Raw genomic sequence first — 21733 nt, 5'->3', positions numbered from 1 at the left:
AGGAGCACCCGTGTCCAGCGCGCCCCCGCCGACCGCCACCACCCCGATCCGGGTGCCGGCCGGGACGACGGCCGCCTCGGCGCTCAAGGAGGCCGGGGTGCCGCTCAAGGGCGCCGACGGCGCGGTCGTCGTCCGGGAGTTGTCCTCCGGCGAGCTGAAGGACCTGGCGTGGACCCCGGACGCCGACGCCGAGGTCGCGCCGGTCCCCGCCGCCAGCGCGGACGGCCGGGCGGTCATCCGGCACTCCACCGCGCACGTGCTCGCCCAGGCGGTGCAGGACCTCTTCCCGGGCACCCGGCTGGGCATCGGCCCGCCGGTGGAGAACGGCTTCTACTACGACTTCGACCCGGAGCGGCCCTTCACCCCCGAGGACCTGCAGGCGCTAGAGAAGCGCATGCAGGAGATCGTCCGGGCCGGTCAGCACTTCGCCCGCCGGGAGGTCTCCGACGACGACGCCCGCGCCGAGCTGGCCGCCGAGCCGTACAAGCTCGAGCTGATCGGGCTCAAGGGTGGGGCGGACGACACCGAGGGTGTCGACGTCGAGGTGGGCGGCGCCCAGCTGACCATGTACGACAACCTCGACCCGCGCACCGGCGACCGGGTCTGGACCGACCTGTGCCGCGGCCCGCACGTGCCGCGCACCAGCGCGATCCCGGCGTTCTCCCTCACCCGCAGCGCCGCGGCCTACTGGCGGGGCAGCGAGAAGAACGACCAGCTGCAGCGGGTGTACGGCACCGCGTGGGAGAGCAAGGACGCGCACAAGGCGTACCTGGAGCAGGTGGCCGAGGCCGAGCGGCGGGACCACCGCCGGCTGGGCGCGGAGCTGGACCTGTTCAGCTTCCCCGACGAGATCGGCTCGGGCCTCGCCGTCTTCCACCCCCACGGGGGGATCGTCCGGCGGGAGCTGGAGGACTACAGCCGGCGGCGCCACGAGGAGGCCGGCTACGCCTTCGTCAACACCCCGCACATCACCAAGGGGCAGCTGTTCGAGACCTCCGGCCACCTGCAGTGGTACGCCGAGGGCATGTACCCGCCCATGCAGCTGGACGAGGAGCGGGACGCCGAGGGCAACGTCCGCCGGCAGGGGCAGGACTACTACCTCAAGCCGATGAACTGCCCGATGCACAACCTGGTGTACCGCTCCCGCGGGCGGTCCTACCGCGAGCTGCCGCTGCGGCTGTTCGAGTTCGGCACCGTCTACCGGTACGAGAAGTCCGGCGTCGTCCACGGGCTCAGCCGGGCCCGCGGCTTCACCCAGGACGACGCGCACATCTACTGCACCCCCGAGCAGATGCAGGCCGAGATCCGCTCGCTGCTGCAGTTCGTGCTCGACCTGCTGGCCGACTACGGCCTCTCGGACTTCTACCTGGAGCTGTCCACCCGCAACCCGGAGAAGTCCATCGGCAACGACGAGGACTGGGAGCGCGCCACCGACGCGCTCCGCGAGGCGGCCGAGGCCAGCGGGCTCGAGCTGGTCCTCGACCCGGGCGGCGCGGCGTTCTACGCCCCGAAGATCTCCGTGCAGGCCCGCGACGCGATCGGCCGGTCGTGGCAGATGTCCACCATCCAGGTCGACCTCATGCTCCCTGAGCGCTTCGACCTGGAGTACACCGCCGGCGACGGCAGCCGCCAGCGCCCGGTCATGATCCACCGCGCGCTGTTCGGGTCGATCGAGCGCTTCTTCGGCGTGCTCACCGAGCACTACGCCGGTGCGTTCCCGGCCTGGCTGGCCCCCGTGCAGGTGGTCGGCATCCCGATCACCGACGAGCAGGTGCCGCACCTGACCGACGTCGCGCTGCAGCTGCGCGCCCGGGGCATCCGGGTGGAGGTGGACGACTCCGACGACCGGATGCAGAAGAAGATCCGCACCGCCAGCAAGCAGAAGGTGCCCTTCGTGCTGCTCGCCGGGGCCACCGACGCCGAGGCCGGTGCGGTGTCCTTCCGGTTCCGGGACGGGTCCCAGCGCAACGGCGTCCCGGTCGCCGACGCCGTCGAGCAGATCGCCGCCTGGGTCGCGGCGCGGCACAACGCCGACCCGACCGCCGAGGTCGCGCTGGGGGCGGGATGACCTCGGGCCGCCCGTCGCCGGGCGGGCCCGGCGACGGAGGCCCGACCTCGGTGTTCGAGCACCTGTGGACGCCGTACCGGATGGCCTACATCCGCGGCGAGGGGAAGCCGACCGGGGACCACGACTGCCCGTTCTGCCTCATCCCGGGGATGAGCGACGAGGACGGCCTGATCGTGGCGCGTGGGGAGACGGTCTTCGTCGTGCTGAACCTCTACCCCTACAACGCCGGCCACCTGATGGTGGTGCCGTACCGGCACGTGCCCGACTACACCGACCTGACGACGGCGGAGGTCGCCGAGCTCGGCGCCTTCACCCAGACCGCGATGCGCGTGGTGCGCGGCGTCAGCGGAGCCCACGGGTTCAACATCGGCATGAACCAGGGCTCGGTGGCCGGCGCCGGCATCGCCGACCACCTGCACCAGCACGCCGTGCCCCGCTGGGGCGGGGACACCAACTTCATGCCCGTGGTCGGCCTGACCCGGGTGCTGCCGCAGGTGCTGACCGAGACCCGGGCGCTGCTGGCCGGCGCCTGGCCCCCGGCCGGGTCGGCGGGGGACTGAGGTGCTCGGCGGCCTCCGGCCCGCGGTCGCCCGGTTCTGGGCCCCCGTCGTCGCCGCCCTGGTGCGGATGGGGGTGACCGCGGACGCGGTGACCCTCACCGGCACGCTGGGCGCGGTCGCCTCCGCGGTCTTCCTGATCGGCAACGGGTGGCTGTTCTGGGGCGCGTTCGCGGTCACCGTCTTCGTGCTGCTGGACATGCTCGACGGCGCGCTGGCCCGGGCCCGCGGCGGCGGTTCGCTGTTCGGTGCGGTGCTGGACTCCACCGGCGACCGGGCCGCCGACGCGGCGATCTTCGGCGGGCTGGTGTGGTGGTCCTCCGGCGCCGGCGACAACCGGCTGATCGTGCTGCTGGCCCTGCTCTGCCTGGTGCTCGGCGTGCTCACCTCCTACGTCAAGGCCCGCGCCGAGGGCGTCGGCATCCCCTGCGACGTGGGCGTCGTGGAACGCACCGAACGGCTGATCCTGGTGCTGGTCGGCACCGGGTTCACCGGTCTGGGCATCCCGTACGCGCTGCACGTGGCGCTGTGGGTGCTGACGGTCGGCAGCGCCGTCACGGTCGGCCAGCGGGTGGTCGCGGTGTACCGCGGGTCGAAGGGACGGCGGCTCCCGGAGAGCCCGGCCCGGTCGGGACCACCGGCATCGTGACCTCCAGCGGCGACCTGCGGGAGCGGCTCGCCGACGCGGGCTACGCGGCCGGCTGGCGGGCGGTGCGGCTGCTGCCCGAGCCGGTGGCCCGGGCGGCCTTCGCGGCCGGCGGTGAGCTGGCCGCCCGGCGCGCCGGCCGCGCGGTGCGGCAGCTGCGCGCGAACCTGCGGGTGGCCACCGGCGGCCGCCTCGACGACGCCGCGCTGGACGCGCTCACCCGCCGGGCGATGCGGTCCTACGCCCGGTACTGGCGGGAGGCCTTCCGGCTGCCGGCCATGGACACCGCCCGGGTCGTCGCCGCCTCGGAGATGGTCGGCCGCGAGCACCTGGAGGCTGCCCGGGCCGCCGGCCGCGGCGTCGTGATCGCCCTGCCGCACAGCGGGAACTGGGACGTCGCCGGCGTCTGGCTGGTCGACTGGCTGGGCGGGCCGTTCCTCACCGTCGCCGAGCGGCTGCGCCCGGAGTCCCTCTACCGCCGCTTCGTCGCCTACCGGGAGGGCCTGGGCATGCGGGTGGTCCCGCTGACCGGCGGCGAGCGGCCCAGCTCGGCGGTGCTGGCCGAGTGGCTGGCCGACGGCGGCACCACCTGCCTGCTGGTGGACCGCGACCTGACCGGCGGCGGCGTGCCGGTGACCTTCTTCGGCCTGCCCAGCACGATGCCCGGCGGGCCGGCGCTGCTGGCCGCCCGCACCGGGGCCGCGCTGCTGCCGGCGGTGTGCCAGTTCGACGGCGACGGCTGGCGCTTCGTCGTCCACCCGCCGGTGGACGTCGGCGGGCCCGGCCGGCTCCGGGACCGGGTGACCGCCGGCATGCAGCAGGTCGCCGACGCCTTCGCCGGCACGCTGGCGCAGCGGCCCGAGGACTGGCACGTGCTCGGCCGGGTCTGGGCCGAGGTCGGGCCGGACCCCGCGCCCGGCGCTGGTCCCGGCGGCGACCGCCCGGTCCCGGCCGCCCGGGGTGTCGGCTGATGCGCATCGGCCTGGTCTGCCCCTACCCCTGGGACGTCCCCGGCGGGGTGCAGTACCACGTCCGCGACCTGGCCGAGACCCTCCGCGGCCTGGGCCACCACGTCGGGGTGCTGACCCCGGCCGAGGACGAGGACTCGCTGCCCCCGCACGTCACCTTCTCCGGCCGGGCGGTGCCGGTGCCCTACAACGGCTCGAGAGCCGGCGTGCAGTTCGGGCTGGTCTCCGCCGCGCGGGCCCGCCGGTGGCTGCGGGAGGGCCGGTTCGACGTCGTCCACGTTCACGAGCCGGCCTCGGTGTCGCTGTCCCTGCTGGTGTGCATGATCGCCGACGGCCCGATCGTGGCGACCTTCCACGCGGCCACCACCCGGTCGATGCTGCTGGCCGCGCTCGGCCCCTGGGCGCGGCCGTGGCTGGAGCGGGTCACCGGCCGGATCGCCGTGTCGGACTTCGCCCGCCGCGTGCAGGTCGAGCACCTGGGCGGGGACGCGGTGATCATCCCCAACGGGGTGCACGTGCCTGCCTTCGCCACCGGGCCGACGCTGCCGGGGCGCTCGCGCGGCGGCGCGCCCACGGTGGGGTTCCTGGGGCGCTACGACGAGCCGCGCAAGGGCCTGCCGGTGCTGCTGGACGCCATGCGGTCGGTGGTCGCCGAGCACCCCACCGCGCGGCTGCTGGTCGCCGGCCGCGGTGACCCGGCGGAGCTGGACCGGCTGGTCGGGGACGAGCTGCGGCCGCACGTGGAGCTGCTCGGCGAGCTCTCCGAGAGCGACAAGGCCGCCTTCCTCCGGTCCGTGGACGTGTACTGCGCGCCCAACCTGCTGGGGGAGAGCTTCGGCGTGGTGCTGGTCGAGGCGATGGCCGCCGGCGCGCCGGTGGTGGCCGCCGACCTGGACGCCTTCGCGCGGGTGCTGGAGGACGGCGCCGCCGGCGTGCTCGTCCGGCGCGGCGACCCCGCGGCCCTGGCCGCCGAGCTCTCCGCGCTGCTGCGCGACCCGGCCCGCCGGGCGGCGCTGACCGCCGCGGGCCGACGGGCCGCGGCCGCGTACGACTGGTCCGTCGTCGCCGCCCGGATCCTGACGGTGTACGAGACCGTCGTGCCGGTGGGCGGGCCGGCGGTGCGCGGCAGCCGGGACGGCGACGCGGCGCTGCTCGGCCCGTCGACCCCGGATGAGGCCGACAGCACGTCCGCGGGTCCCTTCCGCCGCCGGGTGCGCCACTAGCCTGGTCCTCTGTGACGACCGGGACCTCGCTGCTGCTCCTCGCCGGCGCAGCGCTGCTGGTGCTGGCCGGCTGGACGCTGTGGACGCTGACCCGGCTCCGCCGGCTGGAGGGCCGGGTCCGGCGGTCCTGGGAGGTGCTCGACGGCGCGCTGCTGCGCCGGGCGGAGCTGGCCGCCGCGCTGGCCCGGGAGCGCGGCCCGGAGCTCGGCGAGCCGCTGCGGACCGTGGTGGCCGAGGCCGCGGCGGGCGCCCGCTCGCCGTCCGCGGGTGACCGGGAGGCGGCGGAGAACGCGCTGGGCCGGGCGCTGCGCCGGGTGCCGGCCGAGCTCCAGCTGCCCGAGGCGCCCGACGCCGACCTGCGGGTGGGACTGGCGCGCCGGTTCTACAACGACGCCGTCCGGGACACCCGGACGCTGCGCCGGCAGCGGCTGGCCCGGGTCCTGCGGCTGCGCGGCCGCCGGCCGCTGCCGCGCTACTTCGACATCGACGACGGCCAGGACGCCGTGGTCAGCGGCTCTGCCGCGGCCGGCGCGGGGCCGGCCCGCCGCTGAGCGGCCGTACGATGGGCTGTCCCGCACCTGCGATCCGTGAGGCACCCGTGGCCCAGCAGTCCCAGCAGTCCAGCGCCACCAGCACCGCCACCCCCGGCACCGGCACCGGCACCGACCGGGTGAAGCGCGGCATGGCCGAGCAGCTCAAGGGCGGCGTCATCATGGACGTCGTCACCCCCGAGCAGGCGAAGATCGCCGAGGACGCCGGCGCGGTGGCCGTCATGGCCCTCGAGCGCGTCCCGGCCGACATCCGCGCGCAGGGCGGGATCGCCCGGATGAGCGACCCCGACATGATCGACGGGATCATCGGCGCGGTCACCATCCCGGTGATGGCCAAGGCCCGGATCGGCCACTTCGTCGAGGCCCAGGTGCTGCAGAGCCTCGGGGTCGACTACATCGACGAGTCCGAGGTGCTCACCCCGGCCGACGAGGCCCACCACATCGCCAAGAGCGCGTTCACCGTGCCGTTCGTCTGCGGGGCCACCGACCTGGGCGAGGCGCTGCGGCGGATCTCCGAGGGCGCGGCGATGATCCGCTCCAAGGGCGAGGCCGGCACCGGCAACGTCGTGGAGGCCACCCGGCACATGCGGTGCATCCGGGCCGGCATCAAGGCGCTGGGCACGCTGGACGAGACCGAGCTGTTCGTCGCGGCCAAGGAGCTGCGCGCCCCCTACGACCTGGTCGCCGAGGTCGCCCGGCTGGGCAAGCTGCCGGTCGTGCTCTTCACCGCCGGCGGCATCGCCACCCCCGCCGACGCGGCGATGATGATGCAGCTGGGCGCCGAGGGCGTGTTCGTCGGCTCGGGCATCTTCAAGTCCGGCGACCCGGCCACCCGCGCCGCGGCGATCGTGCAGGCCACCACCTTCCACGACGACCCGGACGTCATCGCCAAGGTCTCCCGCGGCCTGGGCGAGGCGATGGTCGGCATCAACGTCAGCACGCTGCCCGACAGCGAGCGGTACGCCACCCGCGGCTGGTGACCACCGCGACGGCACCCGGGTCGGCGGTCCTGCGGCCGGCGTCCGCCCCGGTGGTGGGGGTGCTCGCGCTGCAGGGCGACGTCCGGGAGCACCTGGCGGTGCTGGCCGGGCTGGGCGCGGAGCCGGTGGCCGTCCGCCGTCCCGAGGAGCTGGCCGCCGTGGACGGGCTGGTCGTCCCCGGCGGCGAGTCGACCACCATGGTCAAGCTCGCCGACCGGTTCGGGCTGCTCGAGCCGCTGCGCGCCGCCGTCCGGCACGGGCTGCCCGCCTACGGCTCGTGCGCCGGGATGATCATGCTGGCCGACCGGATCCTGGACGCCCCCGCCGACCAGCGGACCATCGGCGGGCTGGACGTCACCGTCCGGCGCAACGCCTTCGGCCGGCAGGTCGACTCGTTCGAGTCCGAGGTCGAGCTGGCCGGGGTCGCGGGCGGGCCGCTGCACGCGGTCTTCATCCGCGCGCCGTGGGTCGAGCAGGCCGGCCCCGGGGTGGAGGTCCTCGGGCGGGTCGTCGGCGGAGCGGCCGACGGTAAGGTCGTCGCCGTCCGGCAGGGCCGGCTGGTGGCCACCAGCTTCCACCCCGAGCTGACCGGGGACACCCGGGTGCACGCGCTGTTCGTGGACCTGGTGCGAGCCGCCCGGGACGACGACGTACACGGTGCCGAGCTGGGCGCCGGCGATCGAGGAGGCAACGAGCCGTGAGCGGCCATTCCAAGTGGGCGACGACCAAGCACAAGAAGGCCGGGATCGACGCCAAGCGGGGCAAGCTCTTCGCCAAGCTGATCAAGAACATCGAGGTGGCGGCCCGCACCGGCGGGGGAGACCCGGCGGGCAACCCGACCCTGTTCGACGCCATCCAGAAGGCGAAGAAGACCTCGGTCCCCAACGACAACATCGACCGGGCGGTCAAGCGCGGCGCGGGCCTGGAGGCCGGCGGCGTCGACTACCAGAACATCACCTACGAGGGCTACGCCGCCGGTGGCGTAGCGGTGCTCATCGAGTGCCTCACCGACAACAAGAACCGGTCGGCGATGGAGGTCCGCACGGCCATGACCCGCAACGGCGGGAACATGGCCGACCCGGGCTCGGTGTCCTACCTGTTCTCCCGCAAGGGCGTCGTCGTCGTGCCCCGGCCCGGGACCACCGAGGACGACGTGCTGATGGCCGTCCTGGACGCCGGCGCCGAGGAGGTGCGGGACCTGGGGGACACCTTCGAGGTGGTCTGCGAGCCCGGTGACCTGGTCGCCGTCCGCACCGCCCTGCAGGACGCCGGCATCGAGTACGACTCCGCCGACGTGGGGTTCACCCCCAGCGTCCAGGTCGAGCTCGACGCGGACACCGCGGGCAAGGTGTTCCGGCTGATCGACGCGCTCGAGGACTGCGACGACGTGCAGAACGTCTACGCGAACTACGACGTGTCCGACGAGGTCATGGAGAAGATCGACGCTTGAAGGACCCCGTCCTCCTCACCCCTCGCGAGCTCGGGGTGAGCCTCTGGACGGGGCCACGGCAGTGGGGCCGTGGGGCTCTCGGTACCGAAAGCTCCTCGGCGAGCGTGTCGGGGTGGTTCCGTCAGCTTCCCCGGTTAGCGTTGCTCGAACAGGTGTTCGTGCGACGAGGGGGCCTCATGCTGGTGCTCGGCATCGACCCGGGCCTCACCCGGTGTGGCTGGGGCGTGGTGGACGGCCGGCCCGGTGCCCGGCCCACCGCGGTCGGGGTGGGCGTGGTGCGCAGCTCCCCGGACCTCGACCTGGAACTGCGCCTGCTCGAGGTGCACAGCGCGGTGGCCGCCCTGATCCGGGAGCACCGGCCGGCCACCGTCGCGATCGAGCGCGTGTTCACCCAGAACAACAAGGGGACGGCGACCGGCACGGCGCAGGCCGCCGGGGTCGCCGCCCTCGCCGCCGCCCAGGCCGGCCTCCCGGTCGCCTGGCACACCCCCAGCGAGGTCAAGGCCGCCATCTCCGGCAGCGGCCGCGCGGACAAGGAGCAGGTCACCCTGATGGTCACCCGGGTGCTGGGGCTCACCAGCCCTCCGAAGCCGGCCGACGCCGCTGACGCCCTGGCGCTGGCCGTCTGCCACGTCTGGCGCGGACCCGCCCAGGACCGGCTGCGCGTCGCCGCCCTGGCCACCTCGGCAGGCGTCGCCGGGTACGGCGCCCGTCCCTCCACCCGCTGGACGGGGGTGGGACGGTGATCGCCTCGGTCAACGGCCGGGTGGCCGCCGTCTCGCCCGACGGTGCGGTCGTCGAGGTTGGTGGGGTCGGCCTCACCGTGCAGTGCACCCCCGGCACCATCGCCCGGCTGCAGGTCGGCGAGCAGGCCCGGCTGTCGACGAGCCTGGTCGTCCGGGAGGACTCCCTCACCCTCTACGGCTTCGCCGACGACGACGAGCGCCAGCTGTTCGAGCTGCTGCAGACCGCCAACGGCGTGGGCCCGCGGCTGGCCCAGGCGGTGCTGGCCATCCACCCGCCGCGCGAGGTGCGGCGGGCGGTCTCGATGGGCGACCTCAAGGCGCTCATGCAGGTCCCGGGCATCGGCAAGAAGGGCGCCGAGCGGCTGGTCCTCGAGCTGCGCGACCGGCTCGGCGTCACCAGCAGCGACACCTCCCTGGACGGCGGTGCCGGCCCGCTGCCCACCGGGCTCGGCCCGATCACCCCGGTCGCGCCCTGGCGGGACCAGCTGACCGCCGCCATCGTCCAGCTGGGCTGGTCCTCCCGGGAGGCCGAGACCGCGCTGACCGCGCTCGACCCGGTCGCCGCCGAGCAGCAGGCCGCGTCCGGCGCGGTCGACGTGGCCGTGCTGCTCCGCTCGGCGCTGCAGCTGCTGGGGCGGTCCTGAGGCCGTGACCTCGTCCTTCGACCGGCCGCTGCACGCCGACTCCGCCGCGCTGGGCCCCGGCCGCGACCCGGCGGTCTCGGCCGCGGCCGGTGACGAGGAACGGGTGGTCGAGTCCGCGCTGCGGCCGCACTCGCTGGCCGAGTTCATCGGCCAGCCCAAGGTCGCCCGGCAGCTGGACCTGGTGCTGGAGGGGGCCAAGCGGCGCGGCCGGCCCCCGGACCACGTCCTGCTCTCCGGCCCGCCCGGGCTGGGCAAGACCAGCCTGGCGCTCATCATCGGCTCGGAGCTGGGCACGTCGGTGAAGATCACCAGCGGCCCGGCGATCGAGCGGTCCGGCGACCTGGCCGCGATGCTGTCCAACCTCGGGCACGGCGACGTGCTGTTCATCGACGAGATCCACCGCATCGCCCGCCCCGCCGAGGAACTGCTGTACATGGCGATGGAGGACTTCCGGGTCGACGTCGTGGTCGGCAAGGGGCCCGGCGCCACCGCCATCCCGCTGGAGATCAGCCCGTTCACCCTGGTCGGCGCCACCACCCGGGCCGGCCTGCTCACCGGCCCGCTGCGTGACCGGTTCGGCTTCGTCGGGCAGATGGAGTTCTACGAGACCGCCGACCTGCAGAAGGTGCTCGCCCGCAGCGCCGACCTGCTGGGCGTCGCGCTGACCGACGACGGCTCCGCCGAGATCGCCGGCCGCTCCCGCGGCACGCCCCGGATCGCCAACCGGCTGCTGCGCCGGGTGCGCGACTTCGCCGAGGTCCGCGCCGACGGCCGGGTCACCCGCGACGTGGCCCGGGCCGCGCTGGCCCTCTACGACGTCGACGACCTGGGGCTGGACCGGCTGGACCGCGCCGTCCTGGAGTCGCTGGTGGTCCGCTTCGGCGGCGGCCCGGTGGGCGTGGCGACGCTCGCGGTGTCGGTGGGGGAGGAGCCCAACACCGTCGAGGAGGTCTGCGAGCCGTTCCTGGTCCGGGCCGGCCTGCTCGCCCGCACCCCCCGCGGCCGGGTGGCCACCGAGGCGGCGTTCCGTCACCTGGGCCGGCCGCTCCCGCGCGGCGGGCTCACCCTCGGTGGGGGGAGCGGCGACCCGCCGCTGGACGGGTCGTCGTCACAGACGCTGTTCGACGCCTAGACTCCTCTGCGCTGGTCCGCAACCCGGCGGCGTCCGGGCCAGCCCGCGCCCCGCCTCGCGCGCCGGCGCCGATGCACCCCGAGCGGCCCGACACCCGGGCCGCACCCACCGCGGGAGTCCGCCGCGGTAGAGAGGCTCTCCAGTCGTGGAACTGTTCCCGCTCATCCTGATCGTCCTGGCGTTCGTGCTGCTGATCGTGTTGCCGGCCCGGCAGCGCAAGTCGATCCAGGCGAAGCAGCAGGCGCTGCAGGAGTCGCTCACCGTCGGCACCCCGATCATGATGACCAGCGGCATGCACGGCACGGTCGCCGGTCTGGGCGAGGGCACCGTGGACGTGGAGATCGCCCCGGGCGTCGTCGTCACCTTCGTCCGCGCGGCGGTCCTGGAGGTCCGCGGCGCCACCGCCACCGGCGGGACGACCGGTGCCGTGGGCGACGGGACGCCGTACGCCGACGGCGACGGCGACCCCACCGACCGCACCCGCTGAGCGGGGAGCACCCATGGCTGCCCGGCAACTGCCCGCCCGCCGCTACTTCGCGGCGTTCCTGCTCATCGTCGCGGGGATGTACGCGCTGATCTTCCTCACCGGCGACCAGCGCACCCCCCAGCTGGGCTTGGACCTGCAAGGCGGGACGACGGTCACGCTGACCGCCCGGACCCCCGACGGCCAGGCCCCCGCCCGCGAGGACCTCGAACTGGCCCGCCAGATCATCGAGCAGCGGGTCAACGGCCTCGGTGTCGCCGAGGCCGAGGTGGTCACCGAGGGCGACAGCAACATCGTCATCTCGGTGCCCGGTGACGACGGCGAGCGCGCCCGCGAGCTCGGCGCCACCGCCCAGCTGCGGTTCCGCCCCGTGCTCGACGTCGGGCCCGCGGCGCCGACCGACCCGGCAGCTCCCACCGACCCGGCGGCCCCCACGGACCCGGCAGCGCCCTCGGACGCCGCGGCCCCCACCGACGCGGTGACCGACACCGACGCCCCCGACCCGGACGCGCCGGCGGTCACCCAGGAGCAGGCGGCCGCCGAGTTCGCCACGCTGACCTGCGACCCGGCCGACGCCAGCACCGGCGTGGTGGACCGGTCCACCGACCACATCACCTCGTGCTCGGAGGACGGGACCACCAAGTACCTCCTGGGCCCCGCGGTGCTCGAGGGGACCGCGGTCACCGACGCGGCGGCCGGCACCGAGACCGGCACCGGCGCCTGGGTGGTCAACCTCGACCTGGACAACGAGGGTTCGGCGATCTGGGCCACCTACACCGCCGCCAACGTGAACAACCGGGTGGCGATCACCCTGGACGGCCGGGTGGTGTCCGCGCCCACGATCACCAGTGCCATCCCGGGCGGGACCACCCAGATCACCGGTGAGTTCACCCAGGAGGACGCCACCACGCTGGCCAACCAGCTGAAGTACGGCGCCCTCCCGCTGACCTTCACCCAGGCCAACGCCCAGTCGGTGTCCACGGAGCTGGGCAGCGAGCAGCTGCGCGCCGGACTCATCGCCGGGGCGCTCGGCGTCGCGCTGGTGTTCGTCTACGCGCTCTTCTACTACCGGCTGCTCGGGCTGGTGATGATCGCCAGCCTGGTGCTGTCCGCGGTCGTCGTCTACGCCACGCTGGTGCTGCTCGGCCGGGAGATCGGCTTCGCGCTGAGCCTGGCCGGCATCGCCGGGTTCATCGTCTCGATCGGCATCACCGCCGACTCCTTCGTCGTCTACTTCGAGCGGCTCAAGGACGAGGTCCGCGAGGGCCGCACGCTGCGCAGCGCCACGCCGCGGGCCTGGGTCCGCGCCCGCCGGACGATCCTGTCCGCCGACGCGGTGAGCTTCCTGGCCGCGGCGATCCTGTACGTGCTGGCCATCGGCGACGTGAAGGGCTTCGCGTTCACCCTCGGCATGTCCACCGTGCTGGACCTGGTCGTCGTCTTCCTGTTCACCCACCCGCTGATGGCCGTGCTCAGCCGCCGCAAGGGCTTCGCGAACAACCGGTTCAGCGGCCTGGGCCAGGTCGGCCACACCCCGCGCGGCCCGGCCACGCCCGCCGCACCCCGCCGCGAGCTGGTCGGGGCCGGTGCCGGCAGCCCGGCCGCCGGGGCCGGCGGCACCCGCACCGACAGGAGCACCCGATGACCGGCACGCCCCGCCAGCCCGCGGGCCCGGAGGCCACCGGCCGGCCGGCCGGCACCGACCCGGCCGACGCCCCCGGCGCGGAGGACCGCGCCGCCGAGGAGACCGTCGACGAGGCCGACGTCCGCGAGGACGCCGCGGCGTCGGCCGACGACACCGCCCTCGCCGACGCGGGCCTCCCCGCCGAGGGGGAGCCCACCCCCGGTGCGGCGCGGTCCTCGCTGGCCTCCCGGCTGTACAACGGGGAGGCCGGCCTGGACGTCGTCGGCCGGCGCCGGTTCTGGTACCGGGTGACCGCGGTCGTCGTGCTGCTCTGCCTGCTGGCGATGGTGGTGCGAGGCTTCAACTTCGGCATCGACTTCGCCGGGGGCAACAGCATCCGGGTGCCGGCCACCAGCGCCCAGCTCGCCGACGTCCGGACGGCGGCCGAGGACGCCGGCGCCGAGGTCGCCACCGCTCAGGTGGTCGGCGGCAACTCGGTGCTGCTGCGCACCGCCACCCTGGACAACGACACCGAGTCCGCCGTCGTCGCGGCGGTGGCCGAGGCCGCCGGCGTCCCGACGCAGGACGTCAGCCCCCAGTCGGTGAGCGCCGACTGGGGCCAGGACGTCACCGACCAGGCGCTCATCGCGCTCGTCGTCTTCCTGGTCGCGGTGATGCTCTTCCTCGCCGTCCGCTTCCAGCCGAAGATGGCGGTCGCGGCGATCCTCGCCCTGCTGCACGACCTCCTGGTCACCGCCGGCGTCTACGCGCTGATCGGGTTCGAGGTCTCCCCGTCGACGGTGATCGGCCTGCTGACCATCCTCGGCTTCTCCCTCTACGACACCGTCGTCGTCTTCGACAAGGTCGACGAGAACACCAAGGACCTGGACAAGAGCGCCCGGATGACCTACGGGGAGGCGGCCAACCTGGCGGTCAACCAGACGCTCATGCGCTCGATCAACACGTCGGTGATCGCGCTGCTGCCGGTCGCCGGGCTGCTGTTCGTCGGCGCGGGGCTGCTCGGCGTGGGCACCCTCAAGGACCTCGCGCTGGTGCTCTTCGTCGGTCTGGCTGCCGGCGCCTACAGCTCGATCTTCCTGGCCACGCCGGTGCTGGTCAGCCTCAAGGAGCGCGACCCCGAGCAGCAGGCGCTGCGCAGGCGCGTGCTCGCCCGCCGGTCGTCCGAGGCCCGGCAGGGCGGGGCCCGCACCGCCGCGCCGGTGGCCTCCGCGCGCCGTGCCCGCGGTGGCGCCACCGCGGTGGCGCTCGCCGAGCGTCCCGCGGCGCTGCCGGAACGCCCCACTGCCGACGTGCCGGTGGAGTCGCCGGACTCGGTCCGCCCGACGCCCCGCGCCACCGGGGCGACGCGCGCGACGGCACCCCGGCCCGGGCAGCGCCCCCAGCGCGGCCCCGGCAAGAAGCGCCGGTGACCTCGGCCGCCGCACAGGACGGCGGGACGCCGGTCGACGAGCTGATCGCCGGCCTGTCGGTCGACGTCCCCGACTTCCCCGAGCCCGGCGTGGTGTTCCGCGACCTGACCCCGGTCTTCGCCGACGCGGCGGCCTTCCGCCGGGTGGTCGGCGGGCTGGCCGAGCCGTCCGTGGTCGACCCGCGTGCCGCCGCGCTGGTCGGCGGGGACGGACCGGCCTTCGACGTCGTCGCCGGCGTGGAGGCCCGCGGCTTCCTGCTGGCCGCGGCGGTCGCGCTGGACGCCGGCACCGGCGTGGTGCCGATCCGCAAGGCCGGCAAGCTGCCCCGCGAGCGGGTGTCGGCGGAGTACTCGCTGGAGTACGGGACCGCGACGCTGGAGCTGCACACCGACTCCATCGGGCCCGGCCAGCGGGTCCTGCTCGTGGACGACGTGCTGGCCACCGGCGGCACGCTGGCCGCGGCGATCACCCTGATCGAGCGGCTCGGGGGCGTGGTCACCGGGGTGTCGGTGGTCGTGGAGCTGGTCGCCCTCGGCGGCCGGCAGCGGATCGCCCCGCACCCGGTGCACGCCCTCTGGCGGACCTGAGCGACGCAGCACCCGCGGACCGACCCGACCGGATGACCGGTTACCGTGTCCGCGCGACACTCCCGGCTAGCATGGAGGCGTCGCACCTCCTCAACAGGGCAGGAGCTCCCGTGGCCTCGGACGTCGCCGCCCCGCGGACCTCCGACGCGCCCGCCGCGGAGGAGGACACCCGCACGCCCCGCCCGGCCCTGCCCGAGCGTCCCGCCGTCCGCCGTCCCGACGACGTGGCCCCGGAACCGGCGGCCGGCGCCGACGTCGCCCCGCGCCGCCGGGTACGCGACCGGCTCGCCCGCCGCATCATGGCCAGCCCGCGGACGACCGAGATCCGGCCGGTCCTCGAGCCGCTGGCCGCGCTGCACCGGCAGAGCCACCCCAAGGCCGACCTGGTGCTGCTGCAGCGGGCCTACGACGTCGCCGAGGCCGCGCACGCCGACCAGAAGCGCAAGAGCGGCGACCCCTACATCACCCACCCGCTCGCCGTCGCGACGGTGCTCGCCGGGCTGGGGATGGACACCACCACGCTGGTCGCCGCGCTGCTGCACGACACCGTCGAGGACACCGGCGCCACGCTGGAGTCGATCACCGCCGACTTCGGCTCCGAGGTGGCCTACCTCGTCGACGGCGTGACCAAGATCGACAAGGTCAAGTACGGGGACGCGGCGCAGGCCGAGACCATCCGCAAGATGATCGTGGCGATGGCCCGCGACCCCCGGGTGCTGGTCATCAAGCTGGCCGACCGGCTGCACAACATGCGCACGCTGCGGTTCCTCCCGCCGGAGAAGCAGGAGAAGAAGGCGCGCGAGACGCTGGAGATCCTCGCCCCGCTGGCCCACCGGCTGGGGATGAACACCATCAAGTGGGAGCTGGAGGACCTGGCGTTCGCCACCCTCTACCCCAAGCGGTACGACGAGATCGTGCGGCTGGTCGCCGAGCGCGCCCCGTCCCGGGACACCTACCTGACCGAGGTCACCTCGGCGGTCACCGAGCAGCTCAAGGGCGCCAACATCGAGGCGACCGTCACCGGCCGGCCCAAGCACTACTACTCGATCTACCAGAAGATGATCGTCCGCGGCCGGGACTTCACCGACATCTGGGACCTGGTCGGGATCCGCGTGCTGGTCGACTCGGTGCGCGACTGCTACGCGGCGCTGGGCATCATGCACGCGCACTGGCAGCCGGTGCCGGGCCGCTTCAAGGACTTCGTGGCGATGCCGAAGTTCAACATGTACCAGTCGCTGCACACCACGGTGATCGGGCCGCAGGGCAAGCCGGTGGAGCTGCAGATCCGCACCCACGACATGCACCGCACCGCCGAGTACGGCATCGCGGCGCACTGGAAGTACAAGGAGAAGGCCCGCGCCGCCGGGGCGCCGGCGACCACCGGCCCGGTCGGCGACGACATGCTGTGGCTGCGCCAGCTGCTGGACTGGCAGCGCGAAGCCCAGGAGCCCGGCGAGTTCCTCGAGACGCTGCGCTACGACCTCGGCCCGCAGGAGGTCTTCGTCTTCACGCCCAAGGGCGACGTGATCAGCCTGCCCGGGGAGTCCACCCCGGTCGACTTCGCCTACGCGGTGCACACCGAGGTCGGGCACCGGTGCATCGGCGCCCGGGTCAACGGCAACCTGGTGTCGCTGGAGAGCAAGTTGTCCAACGGCGACGTGGTCGAGGTCTTCACCTCCCGCTCGCCCACGGCCGGTCCCTCCAAGGACTGGCTGTCCTTCGTCGGGTCCTCCCGGGCGCGCACGAAGATCCGGCAGTGGTTCACCAAGGAGCGCCGCGAGGACGCCGTCGAGGACGGCAAGGACGCCCTCACCAAGGCCATGCGCAAGCAGGGCCTGCCGCTGCAGCGGCTGCTCGGCGGCGACGCGCTGGCCACCCTGGCCGCCGACCTGCACTACCCCGACGTGAGCGCGCTGTACGCCGCCGTGGGGGAGAACCAGGTCTCGGCGGCGTCCCTGGTGGAGAAGCTGCTCACCGCGCTCGGCGGGTCCGAGGGGGCCGCCGAGGACATCGCCGAGACGGCGATCCCCACCCGGCGCACGGCCGTCCGCAGCGCCGGGGGCGACCCGGGCGTCGTCGTGCACGGCATGACCGACGTGTGGGCCAAGCTCGCCAAGTGCTGCACGCCGGTCCCCGGCGACGACATCCTGGGCTTCGTCACCCGGGGCGGCGGCGTCAGCGTGCACCGCACCGACTGCACCAACGCCGCGGACCTGCAGACCAAGCCCGAGCGGCTGGTCGAGGTCGAGTGGGCCTCCCAGCCGGGGGCGGTGTTCCTGGTCGCCATCCAGGTGGAGGCCCTGGACCGGCACCGGCTGCTCTCCGACGTGACCCGCGCGCTGGCCGACGAGCGGGTCAACATCCTCTCCGCCTCGGTGCAGACCAGCCGGGACCGGGTGGCGATCAGCCGGTTCACCTTCGAGCTGGCCGACCCCGCACACCTGGGCGCCGTGCTGCAGACGGTGAAGAACGTCGACGGCGTCTTCGACGTCGAGCGCGTCACCGCCTGAAGAAGGACCCCCTCGCCCCCCACCACTCGCAAGCTCGCGGCGGGGCCCTGCGAGGGGGCCGATGCTCGGTCCGGTCGTCAGCCGGCGATGGTCATCGACTCGATGGTGACCGGCTGGGCGGGGGCGCCGTCCTGGGCTCCGCCCTCGATGCCGCGCCCCGCGATGGCGTCCAGGACGGCGAGGCCGGCCTCGTCGATCGTCCCGACGACGGTGTAGTCCGGCTGCAGCTGGCTGTCGCCGTACACCAGGAAGAACTGGCTGCCGTCCGTGCCCTGCCCGCTGTTGGCCATCGCCACCGTGCCGCGGGCGTAGGTCTCCGACCCGGTCACCTGGGTCGGGAAGCTGTACCCAGGGCCGCCGCTGCCGCTGCCCGACGGGTCGCCGCACTGCAGCACCTTGAGGCCCTCCGACGCGGTCTCCCGGTGGCAGGGCGTGCCGTCGAAGTAGCCCTGCTGGGTCAGCGCCTCGAAGCTGGCCACGGCACAGGGGGCGGTCGCCCGGTCCAGGGTCAGCCCGATCGGCCCGTCCGCGGTGGCCATGGTCAGGGCCAGCGCGCCGGTGGTGGCGATGTCCCCGGAGGGCGGGGTCACCGCGACGCCGGAGCTGGCCGTGCCGTCGGTGGTGTACGTGCACGGGCCGGCCACCGTGGTCTGCCCGGCGGGCGCGGCGGCCGCGCTGCTCGGCGTCGACGAGGCGCTGGGGTCGGCCGCCGCGGACGTGTCCTCGTCGCCGTCCCTGCCGGCGATCAGCACCGCCGCACCGACCACGACCAGGACGGCGACCGCCGCGGCCAGCACCAGCAGGTTGCGCCGCCGCTTGCGGGCGACCTGCTCGCGCCGTTCGAGCTGGCGCTGCAGACGGCGCTGGGCGGCCTCACGGCGCTGCTTGTTGGTCGGCACTCTTCTCGGGCTCCTCGTGGATCGCATGCTGTGGTCCGGTGCTGTGGTCCGCGCTCCCGGGGGCGGCCGCGCCGTGCGCCGACCGGCCACACGCCCCGTGCGTCGGGGGACCAGTCTAGGTGGGGCACCTGTCGGGTCCCTGGCAGCGCCACCAGCTGCGAGGACGGCCCCGCGTAACCTGCACGGGTGCTCATCCGCTCCTTCCCCGCCGGCGCGTTCGGCACCAACTGCTACGCCGTCGCGACGGGACCGAACGCGGAGTGCGTCGTCGTCGACCCGGGGATGGAGGCCGTGGAGCCGCTGGGCCGGATGCTGGCCGAGGACGGCCTCAAGCCGGTCGCCGTCGTCCTGACCCACGGGCACCTGGACCACACGTTCTCCGTGCTGCCGGTCTGCGACGGCTACGACATCCCCGCCTACCTGCACCCCGCCGACAGCGGCATGCTGTCGGACCCGCTGCGCTGGCACGGCCCGGCGCTGGCGCCGCTGATCGGGCAGGTCACCCTGCCCGACCCGGCCGACGTCCTCCCGCTGGACGACGGCGTGGCGCTGTCCCTCGCCGGCGTGGAGCTCACCGTGCGGCACGCCCCCGGGCACACCCAGGGCTCGGTGGTCTTCTCCTTCGACAGTGGCGAGTCCCCGGCGCTGCTGGCCGGTGACGTGCTGTTCGCCGGCTCGGTCGGGCGGGTCGACCTGCCCGGGGGGTCCTGGGAGTCGATGCTCGGCTCGCTGCGCGACGTCGTCCTGCCGATGGACGACGAGACGCTGGTGCTCCCCGGCCACGGCCCGGCGACCACCATCGGCCGCGAGCGGGCCACCAACCCGTACCTGGCCGAGGCCGCGGCGGCACCGAAGGGCCGCGGGCTGTGAGTGAGCATCGCAGCGAGCGCCAGCGAGCGAGGAGCGGAGCGAACCGAGGAGCGGAGCGAGTGATGTTGCTGTGAGTCTCGCGGCGCCGAAGGGGACGTTCGACACGCTGCCGCCGGCCTCGGCGCAGTTCCTCGCCGTCCGGGACACCCTCACCGCGCCGATGCGGCGGGCCGGCTACGGCTACGTGGAGACCCCGGTCTTCGAGGACACCGCGGTGTTCGCCCGCGGGGTGGGGGAGTCCACCGACGTCGTCTCCAAGGAGATGTACACCTTCACCGACCGCGGCGGCCGGTCGCTGACCCTGCGCCCGGAGCTCACCGCCGGCCTGATGCGCGCCTTCATCGAGCACCGGCTGCACAGCGGCGCGCTGCCGGTGAAGCTGTGGACCGTCGGCTCGGCATTCCGCTACGAGCGCCCGCAGGCCGGCCGGTACCGGCACTTCACCCAGGTCGACTGCGAGGCGCTCGGCGTCGACGACCCGGCGCTGGATGCCGAGGTGGTCGCGCTGGCCGTGCAGGGCTTCCGCGACCTCGGGCTGACCGACTTCGAGCTGCTGCTCACCTCACTGGGCGACGCGACGTGCCGGCCGCAGTACCGCGACCTGCTGGTCGCGTACCTGGAGAAGCTGGACCTCGACGAGGACACCCGCCGCCGGGCGGAGATCAACCCGCTGCGGGTGCTTGACGACAAGCGGCCGGAGGTGCAGGCCCAGCTGGACGACGCCCCGCTGATGGTCGACCACCTGTCGGACACCACGAAGGCGCACTACGACGCCGTCCGGGAGCACCTCAGCGACCTCGGCATCACCTGGACCGAGGCCCCCCGGCTGGTCCGCGGCCTGGACTACTACACGAAGACGACGTTCGAGTTCGTCCACTCCGGCCTCGGCGCGCAGTCCGCGATCGGCGGGGGCGGGCGGTACGACGGGCTGTCCGCCGCGCTGGGCGGGCCCGACCTCTCGGGCATCGGCTACGCCGTCGGGGTGGACCGCACGCTGCTCGCGGTGCAGGCCGAGGGGCTGGACGTCGCCGCCTCCGCGGGGGTGCAGGCCTTCGTCGTCCCGCTGGGTGCCGACGCCAAGCGGGTCGCGGTCCGGCTGGTGGGCCAGCTGCGGCAGGCCGGGATCGCAGCGGACACCGTGTACGGCGACCGCGGGCTCAAGGGCGCGATGAAGGCCGCGGACCGGTCGGGTGCCTCGCACGCCGTCGTCCTCGGGGACCGGGACCTGGCCGACGGGGTCGCCCAGCTGCGCGACCTGCGCACGCACGAGCAGGTCGCCGTCCCCCTGGGGGAGGTGTTCGACCGGGTGCGTGCGACGGTGGGCACATGACTCTGAGCAGCGGGGTGGACTCGAGCACGCCCCTGGAGACCCGGCCGCTGGGCCGCACCGGCGCTGACGTGTCCGTCGTGGGACTGGGCACCTGGCAGCTCGGCGGCGACTGGGGCGACGTGAGCGAGGACGACGCCACGGCCGTCCTGGACGCCGCCCTGGACGCCGGCGTCACCCTGCTGGACACCGCCGACGTCTACGGCGACGGCCGGTCCGAGGAGCGCATCCGCCGGGTGCTGGCGGCCCGCGGCGAACGGCCGTTCGTGGCGACCAAGGCCGGCCGCCGCGCAGACCCGTTCACCGCCGAGCAGTACACGCCGGAGAACCTGCGGGCCTGGATCGACCGGTCCCGCCGGAACCTGGGCGTGGAGACCCTGGACCTGGTGCAGCTGCACTGCCCGCCGCCGGCCGTCTACTCCGACGAGCGGGTGTACGAGACCCTCGACGCCCTGGTCGAGGAGCAGGCGATCGCCGCGTACGGGGTCTCGGTGGAGACGGTGGCCGAGGGGCTGACCGCGCTGCAGCACCCGGGTGTGCAGTCGATCCAGGTGGTCCTCAACGTGTTCCGGCGCAAGCCGCTGGAGGAGCTGCTGCCCGCGGCACGGCGGGCCGAGGTGGGCATCCTGGCCCGGGTGCCGCTGGCCAGCGGGCTGCTGTCGGGCAAGTACTCCACCGACACCACCTTCGCCGCCGACGACCACCGGACCTTCAACCGCAACGGCGAGGCCTTCGACGTCGGGGAGACCTTCGCCGGCGTCCCGTTCGAGGTCGGCGTGGCCGCGGCCCGCGAGGTCGCCGCGATCGCCGGCCCGGACGTGTCCACCGCGGCGTTCGCGCTGCGCTGGGTCATCGACCAGCCCGGCGTCACCGCCGTCATCCCCGGCGCACGGAACGTCCAGCAGGCCCTGGACAACGTGGCCGCCGCCGGCATCCCGTCGCTCACCGACGGCCAGCTCGCCGACCTCGAACGGCTGTACGACGAGCGCATCCGCGCCTCCGTGCACGACCGCTGGTGACCTCCACTGACTGAAAGG

Annotated in this window: 21 protein-coding genes; 20 read left to right on the top strand and 1 reads right to left on the bottom strand. The window is 74.5% G+C overall.

The window, feature by feature from the left end:
* Window positions 1–10 precede the first annotated feature (10 nt).
* The 17 genes from thrS to ACWIX6_RS13960 all read left to right on the top strand — a co-directional run bounded on the left by thrS (window position 11) and on the right by ACWIX6_RS13960 (window position 17600).
* Complete coding sequence (gene thrS / locus ACWIX6_RS14040; protein WP_448613048.1) at window positions 11–2068, top strand: threonine--tRNA ligase; 2058 nt, start codon at window positions 11–13, stop codon at window positions 2066–2068.
* Between the two features lie 50 nt (window positions 2069–2118).
* The gene (locus tag ACWIX6_RS14035; protein WP_448613047.1) at window positions 2119–2628 is read left to right on the top strand and encodes an HIT family protein; all 510 of its coding nucleotides are present in this window, start codon (window positions 2119–2121) and stop codon (window positions 2626–2628) included.
* A 1-nt stretch (window position 2629) separates the two neighbouring features.
* Window positions 2630–3274, top strand: coding sequence for a phosphatidylinositol phosphate synthase (gene pgsA, locus ACWIX6_RS14030; protein WP_448613046.1), 645 nt, complete (start codon window positions 2630–2632; stop codon window positions 3272–3274).
* A complete protein-coding gene (locus tag ACWIX6_RS14025) occupies window positions 3271–4242 on the top strand; it encodes a phosphatidylinositol mannoside acyltransferase (protein ID WP_448613045.1) in 972 nt (323 codons plus the stop codon). The genes pgsA and ACWIX6_RS14025 overlap by 4 nt, the downstream gene beginning before the upstream one ends.
* On the top strand, window positions 4242–5462 hold the full coding sequence (locus ACWIX6_RS14020) for a glycosyltransferase family 4 protein (protein WP_448613044.1): 1221 nt from the start codon (window positions 4242–4244) through the stop codon (window positions 5460–5462). Before ACWIX6_RS14025 ends, ACWIX6_RS14020 begins: the two co-directional genes overlap by 1 nt.
* A gap of 11 nt (window positions 5463–5473) precedes the next feature.
* A complete protein-coding gene (locus ACWIX6_RS14015; protein WP_448613043.1) occupies window positions 5474–6013 on the top strand; it encodes a hypothetical protein in 540 nt (179 codons plus the stop codon).
* A gap of 47 nt (window positions 6014–6060) precedes the next feature.
* Window positions 6061–6993, top strand: a complete 933-nt coding sequence (gene pdxS, locus ACWIX6_RS14010; RefSeq protein ID WP_448613042.1) for a pyridoxal 5'-phosphate synthase lyase subunit PdxS — start codon at window positions 6061–6063, stop codon at window positions 6991–6993.
* Window positions 6990–7694, top strand: coding sequence for a pyridoxal 5'-phosphate synthase glutaminase subunit PdxT (pdxT, locus tag ACWIX6_RS14005; protein WP_448613041.1), 705 nt, complete (start codon window positions 6990–6992; stop codon window positions 7692–7694). The genes pdxS and pdxT overlap by 4 nt, the downstream gene beginning before the upstream one ends.
* Window positions 7691–8443, top strand: coding sequence for a YebC/PmpR family DNA-binding transcriptional regulator (locus ACWIX6_RS14000; RefSeq protein WP_448613040.1), 753 nt, complete (start codon window positions 7691–7693; stop codon window positions 8441–8443). The genes pdxT and ACWIX6_RS14000 overlap by 4 nt, the downstream gene beginning before the upstream one ends.
* A 176-nt stretch (window positions 8444–8619) precedes the next feature.
* Complete coding sequence (ruvC, locus tag ACWIX6_RS13995) at window positions 8620–9189, top strand: crossover junction endodeoxyribonuclease RuvC (RefSeq protein WP_448613039.1); 570 nt, start codon at window positions 8620–8622, stop codon at window positions 9187–9189.
* On the top strand, window positions 9186–9833 hold the full coding sequence (gene ruvA, locus ACWIX6_RS13990) for a Holliday junction branch migration protein RuvA (RefSeq protein ID WP_448613038.1): 648 nt from the start codon (window positions 9186–9188) through the stop codon (window positions 9831–9833). Before ruvC ends, ruvA begins: the two co-directional genes overlap by 4 nt.
* Before the next feature lie 4 nt (window positions 9834–9837).
* Window positions 9838–10965 carry a Holliday junction branch migration DNA helicase RuvB gene (gene ruvB, locus ACWIX6_RS13985; RefSeq protein WP_448613037.1) on the top strand — a complete coding sequence of 376 codons (1128 nt, stop codon included), beginning with the start codon at window positions 9838–9840 and terminating at the stop codon, window positions 10963–10965.
* A 145-nt stretch (window positions 10966–11110) separates the two neighbouring features.
* Window positions 11111–11452: a preprotein translocase subunit YajC gene (gene yajC / locus ACWIX6_RS13980; RefSeq protein ID WP_448613036.1), complete on the top strand. Its 342-nt coding sequence runs from the start codon at window positions 11111–11113 to the stop codon at window positions 11450–11452.
* A 13-nt stretch (window positions 11453–11465) separates the two neighbouring features.
* Entirely contained in the window at window positions 11466–13094 is a 1629-nt protein-coding gene (secD, locus tag ACWIX6_RS13975) for a protein translocase subunit SecD (protein ID WP_448613035.1), read from the top strand.
* The gene (gene secF, locus ACWIX6_RS13970) at window positions 13091–14503 is read left to right on the top strand and encodes a protein translocase subunit SecF (RefSeq protein WP_448613034.1); all 1413 of its coding nucleotides are present in this window, start codon (window positions 13091–13093) and stop codon (window positions 14501–14503) included. The genes secD and secF overlap by 4 nt, the downstream gene beginning before the upstream one ends.
* Window positions 14500–15090, top strand: coding sequence for an adenine phosphoribosyltransferase (locus tag ACWIX6_RS13965; RefSeq protein ID WP_448613033.1), 591 nt, complete (start codon window positions 14500–14502; stop codon window positions 15088–15090). The genes secF and ACWIX6_RS13965 overlap by 4 nt, the downstream gene beginning before the upstream one ends.
* Window positions 15091–15200: 110 nt before the next feature.
* Window positions 15201–17600, top strand: a complete 2400-nt coding sequence (locus ACWIX6_RS13960) for a RelA/SpoT family protein (RefSeq protein ID WP_448613032.1) — start codon at window positions 15201–15203, stop codon at window positions 17598–17600.
* A gap of 77 nt (window positions 17601–17677) precedes the next feature.
* Here ACWIX6_RS13960 and ACWIX6_RS13955 read toward each other — a convergent pair whose 3' ends face one another.
* Window positions 17678–18499: a peptidylprolyl isomerase gene (locus ACWIX6_RS13955; protein ID WP_448613031.1), complete on the bottom strand. Its 822-nt coding sequence runs from the start codon at window positions 18497–18499 to the stop codon at window positions 17678–17680.
* A 186-nt stretch (window positions 18500–18685) separates the two neighbouring features.
* Between ACWIX6_RS13955 and ACWIX6_RS13950 the strand changes: the two genes are divergently transcribed.
* From ACWIX6_RS13950 to ACWIX6_RS13940, 3 genes are all read left to right on the top strand, one after another.
* On the top strand, window positions 18686–19369 hold the full coding sequence (locus ACWIX6_RS13950) for an MBL fold metallo-hydrolase (RefSeq protein ID WP_448613030.1): 684 nt from the start codon (window positions 18686–18688) through the stop codon (window positions 19367–19369).
* Window positions 19370–19439: 70 nt separating this feature from the next.
* A complete protein-coding gene (gene hisS, locus ACWIX6_RS13945) occupies window positions 19440–20699 on the top strand; it encodes a histidine--tRNA ligase (RefSeq protein WP_448613029.1) in 1260 nt (419 codons plus the stop codon).
* A complete protein-coding gene (locus ACWIX6_RS13940) occupies window positions 20696–21715 on the top strand; it encodes an aldo/keto reductase (RefSeq protein ID WP_448613028.1) in 1020 nt (339 codons plus the stop codon). Before hisS ends, ACWIX6_RS13940 begins: the two co-directional genes overlap by 4 nt.
* The last annotated feature ends 18 nt before the right edge of the window (window positions 21716–21733 follow it).

This window comes from Modestobacter sp. URMC 112 (genome assembly GCF_053502575.1).
The sequence above is the reverse complement of the archived record's forward strand: the minus strand, read 5'-3'. Positions and strand labels throughout refer to the sequence as shown.

Excerpts from the sequence above, each read along its gene's own strand:
- ACWIX6_RS14020 (WP_448613044.1), top strand. The coding sequence starts at position 4,242 with ATGCGCATCGGCCTGGTCTGCCCCTACCCCTGGGACGTCCCCGGCGGG.
- secD (WP_448613035.1), top strand. The coding sequence starts at position 11,466 with ATGGCTGCCCGGCAACTGCCCGCCCGCCGCTACTTCGCGGCGTTCCTG.
- secF (WP_448613034.1), top strand. The coding sequence starts at position 13,091 with ATGACCGGCACGCCCCGCCAGCCCGCGGGCCCGGAGGCCACCGGCCGG.
- ruvC (WP_448613039.1), top strand. The coding sequence starts at position 8,620 with ATGCTGGTGCTCGGCATCGACCCGGGCCTCACCCGGTGTGGCTGGGGC.
- ACWIX6_RS13940 (WP_448613028.1), top strand. The coding sequence starts at position 20,696 with ATGACTCTGAGCAGCGGGGTGGACTCGAGCACGCCCCTGGAGACCCGG.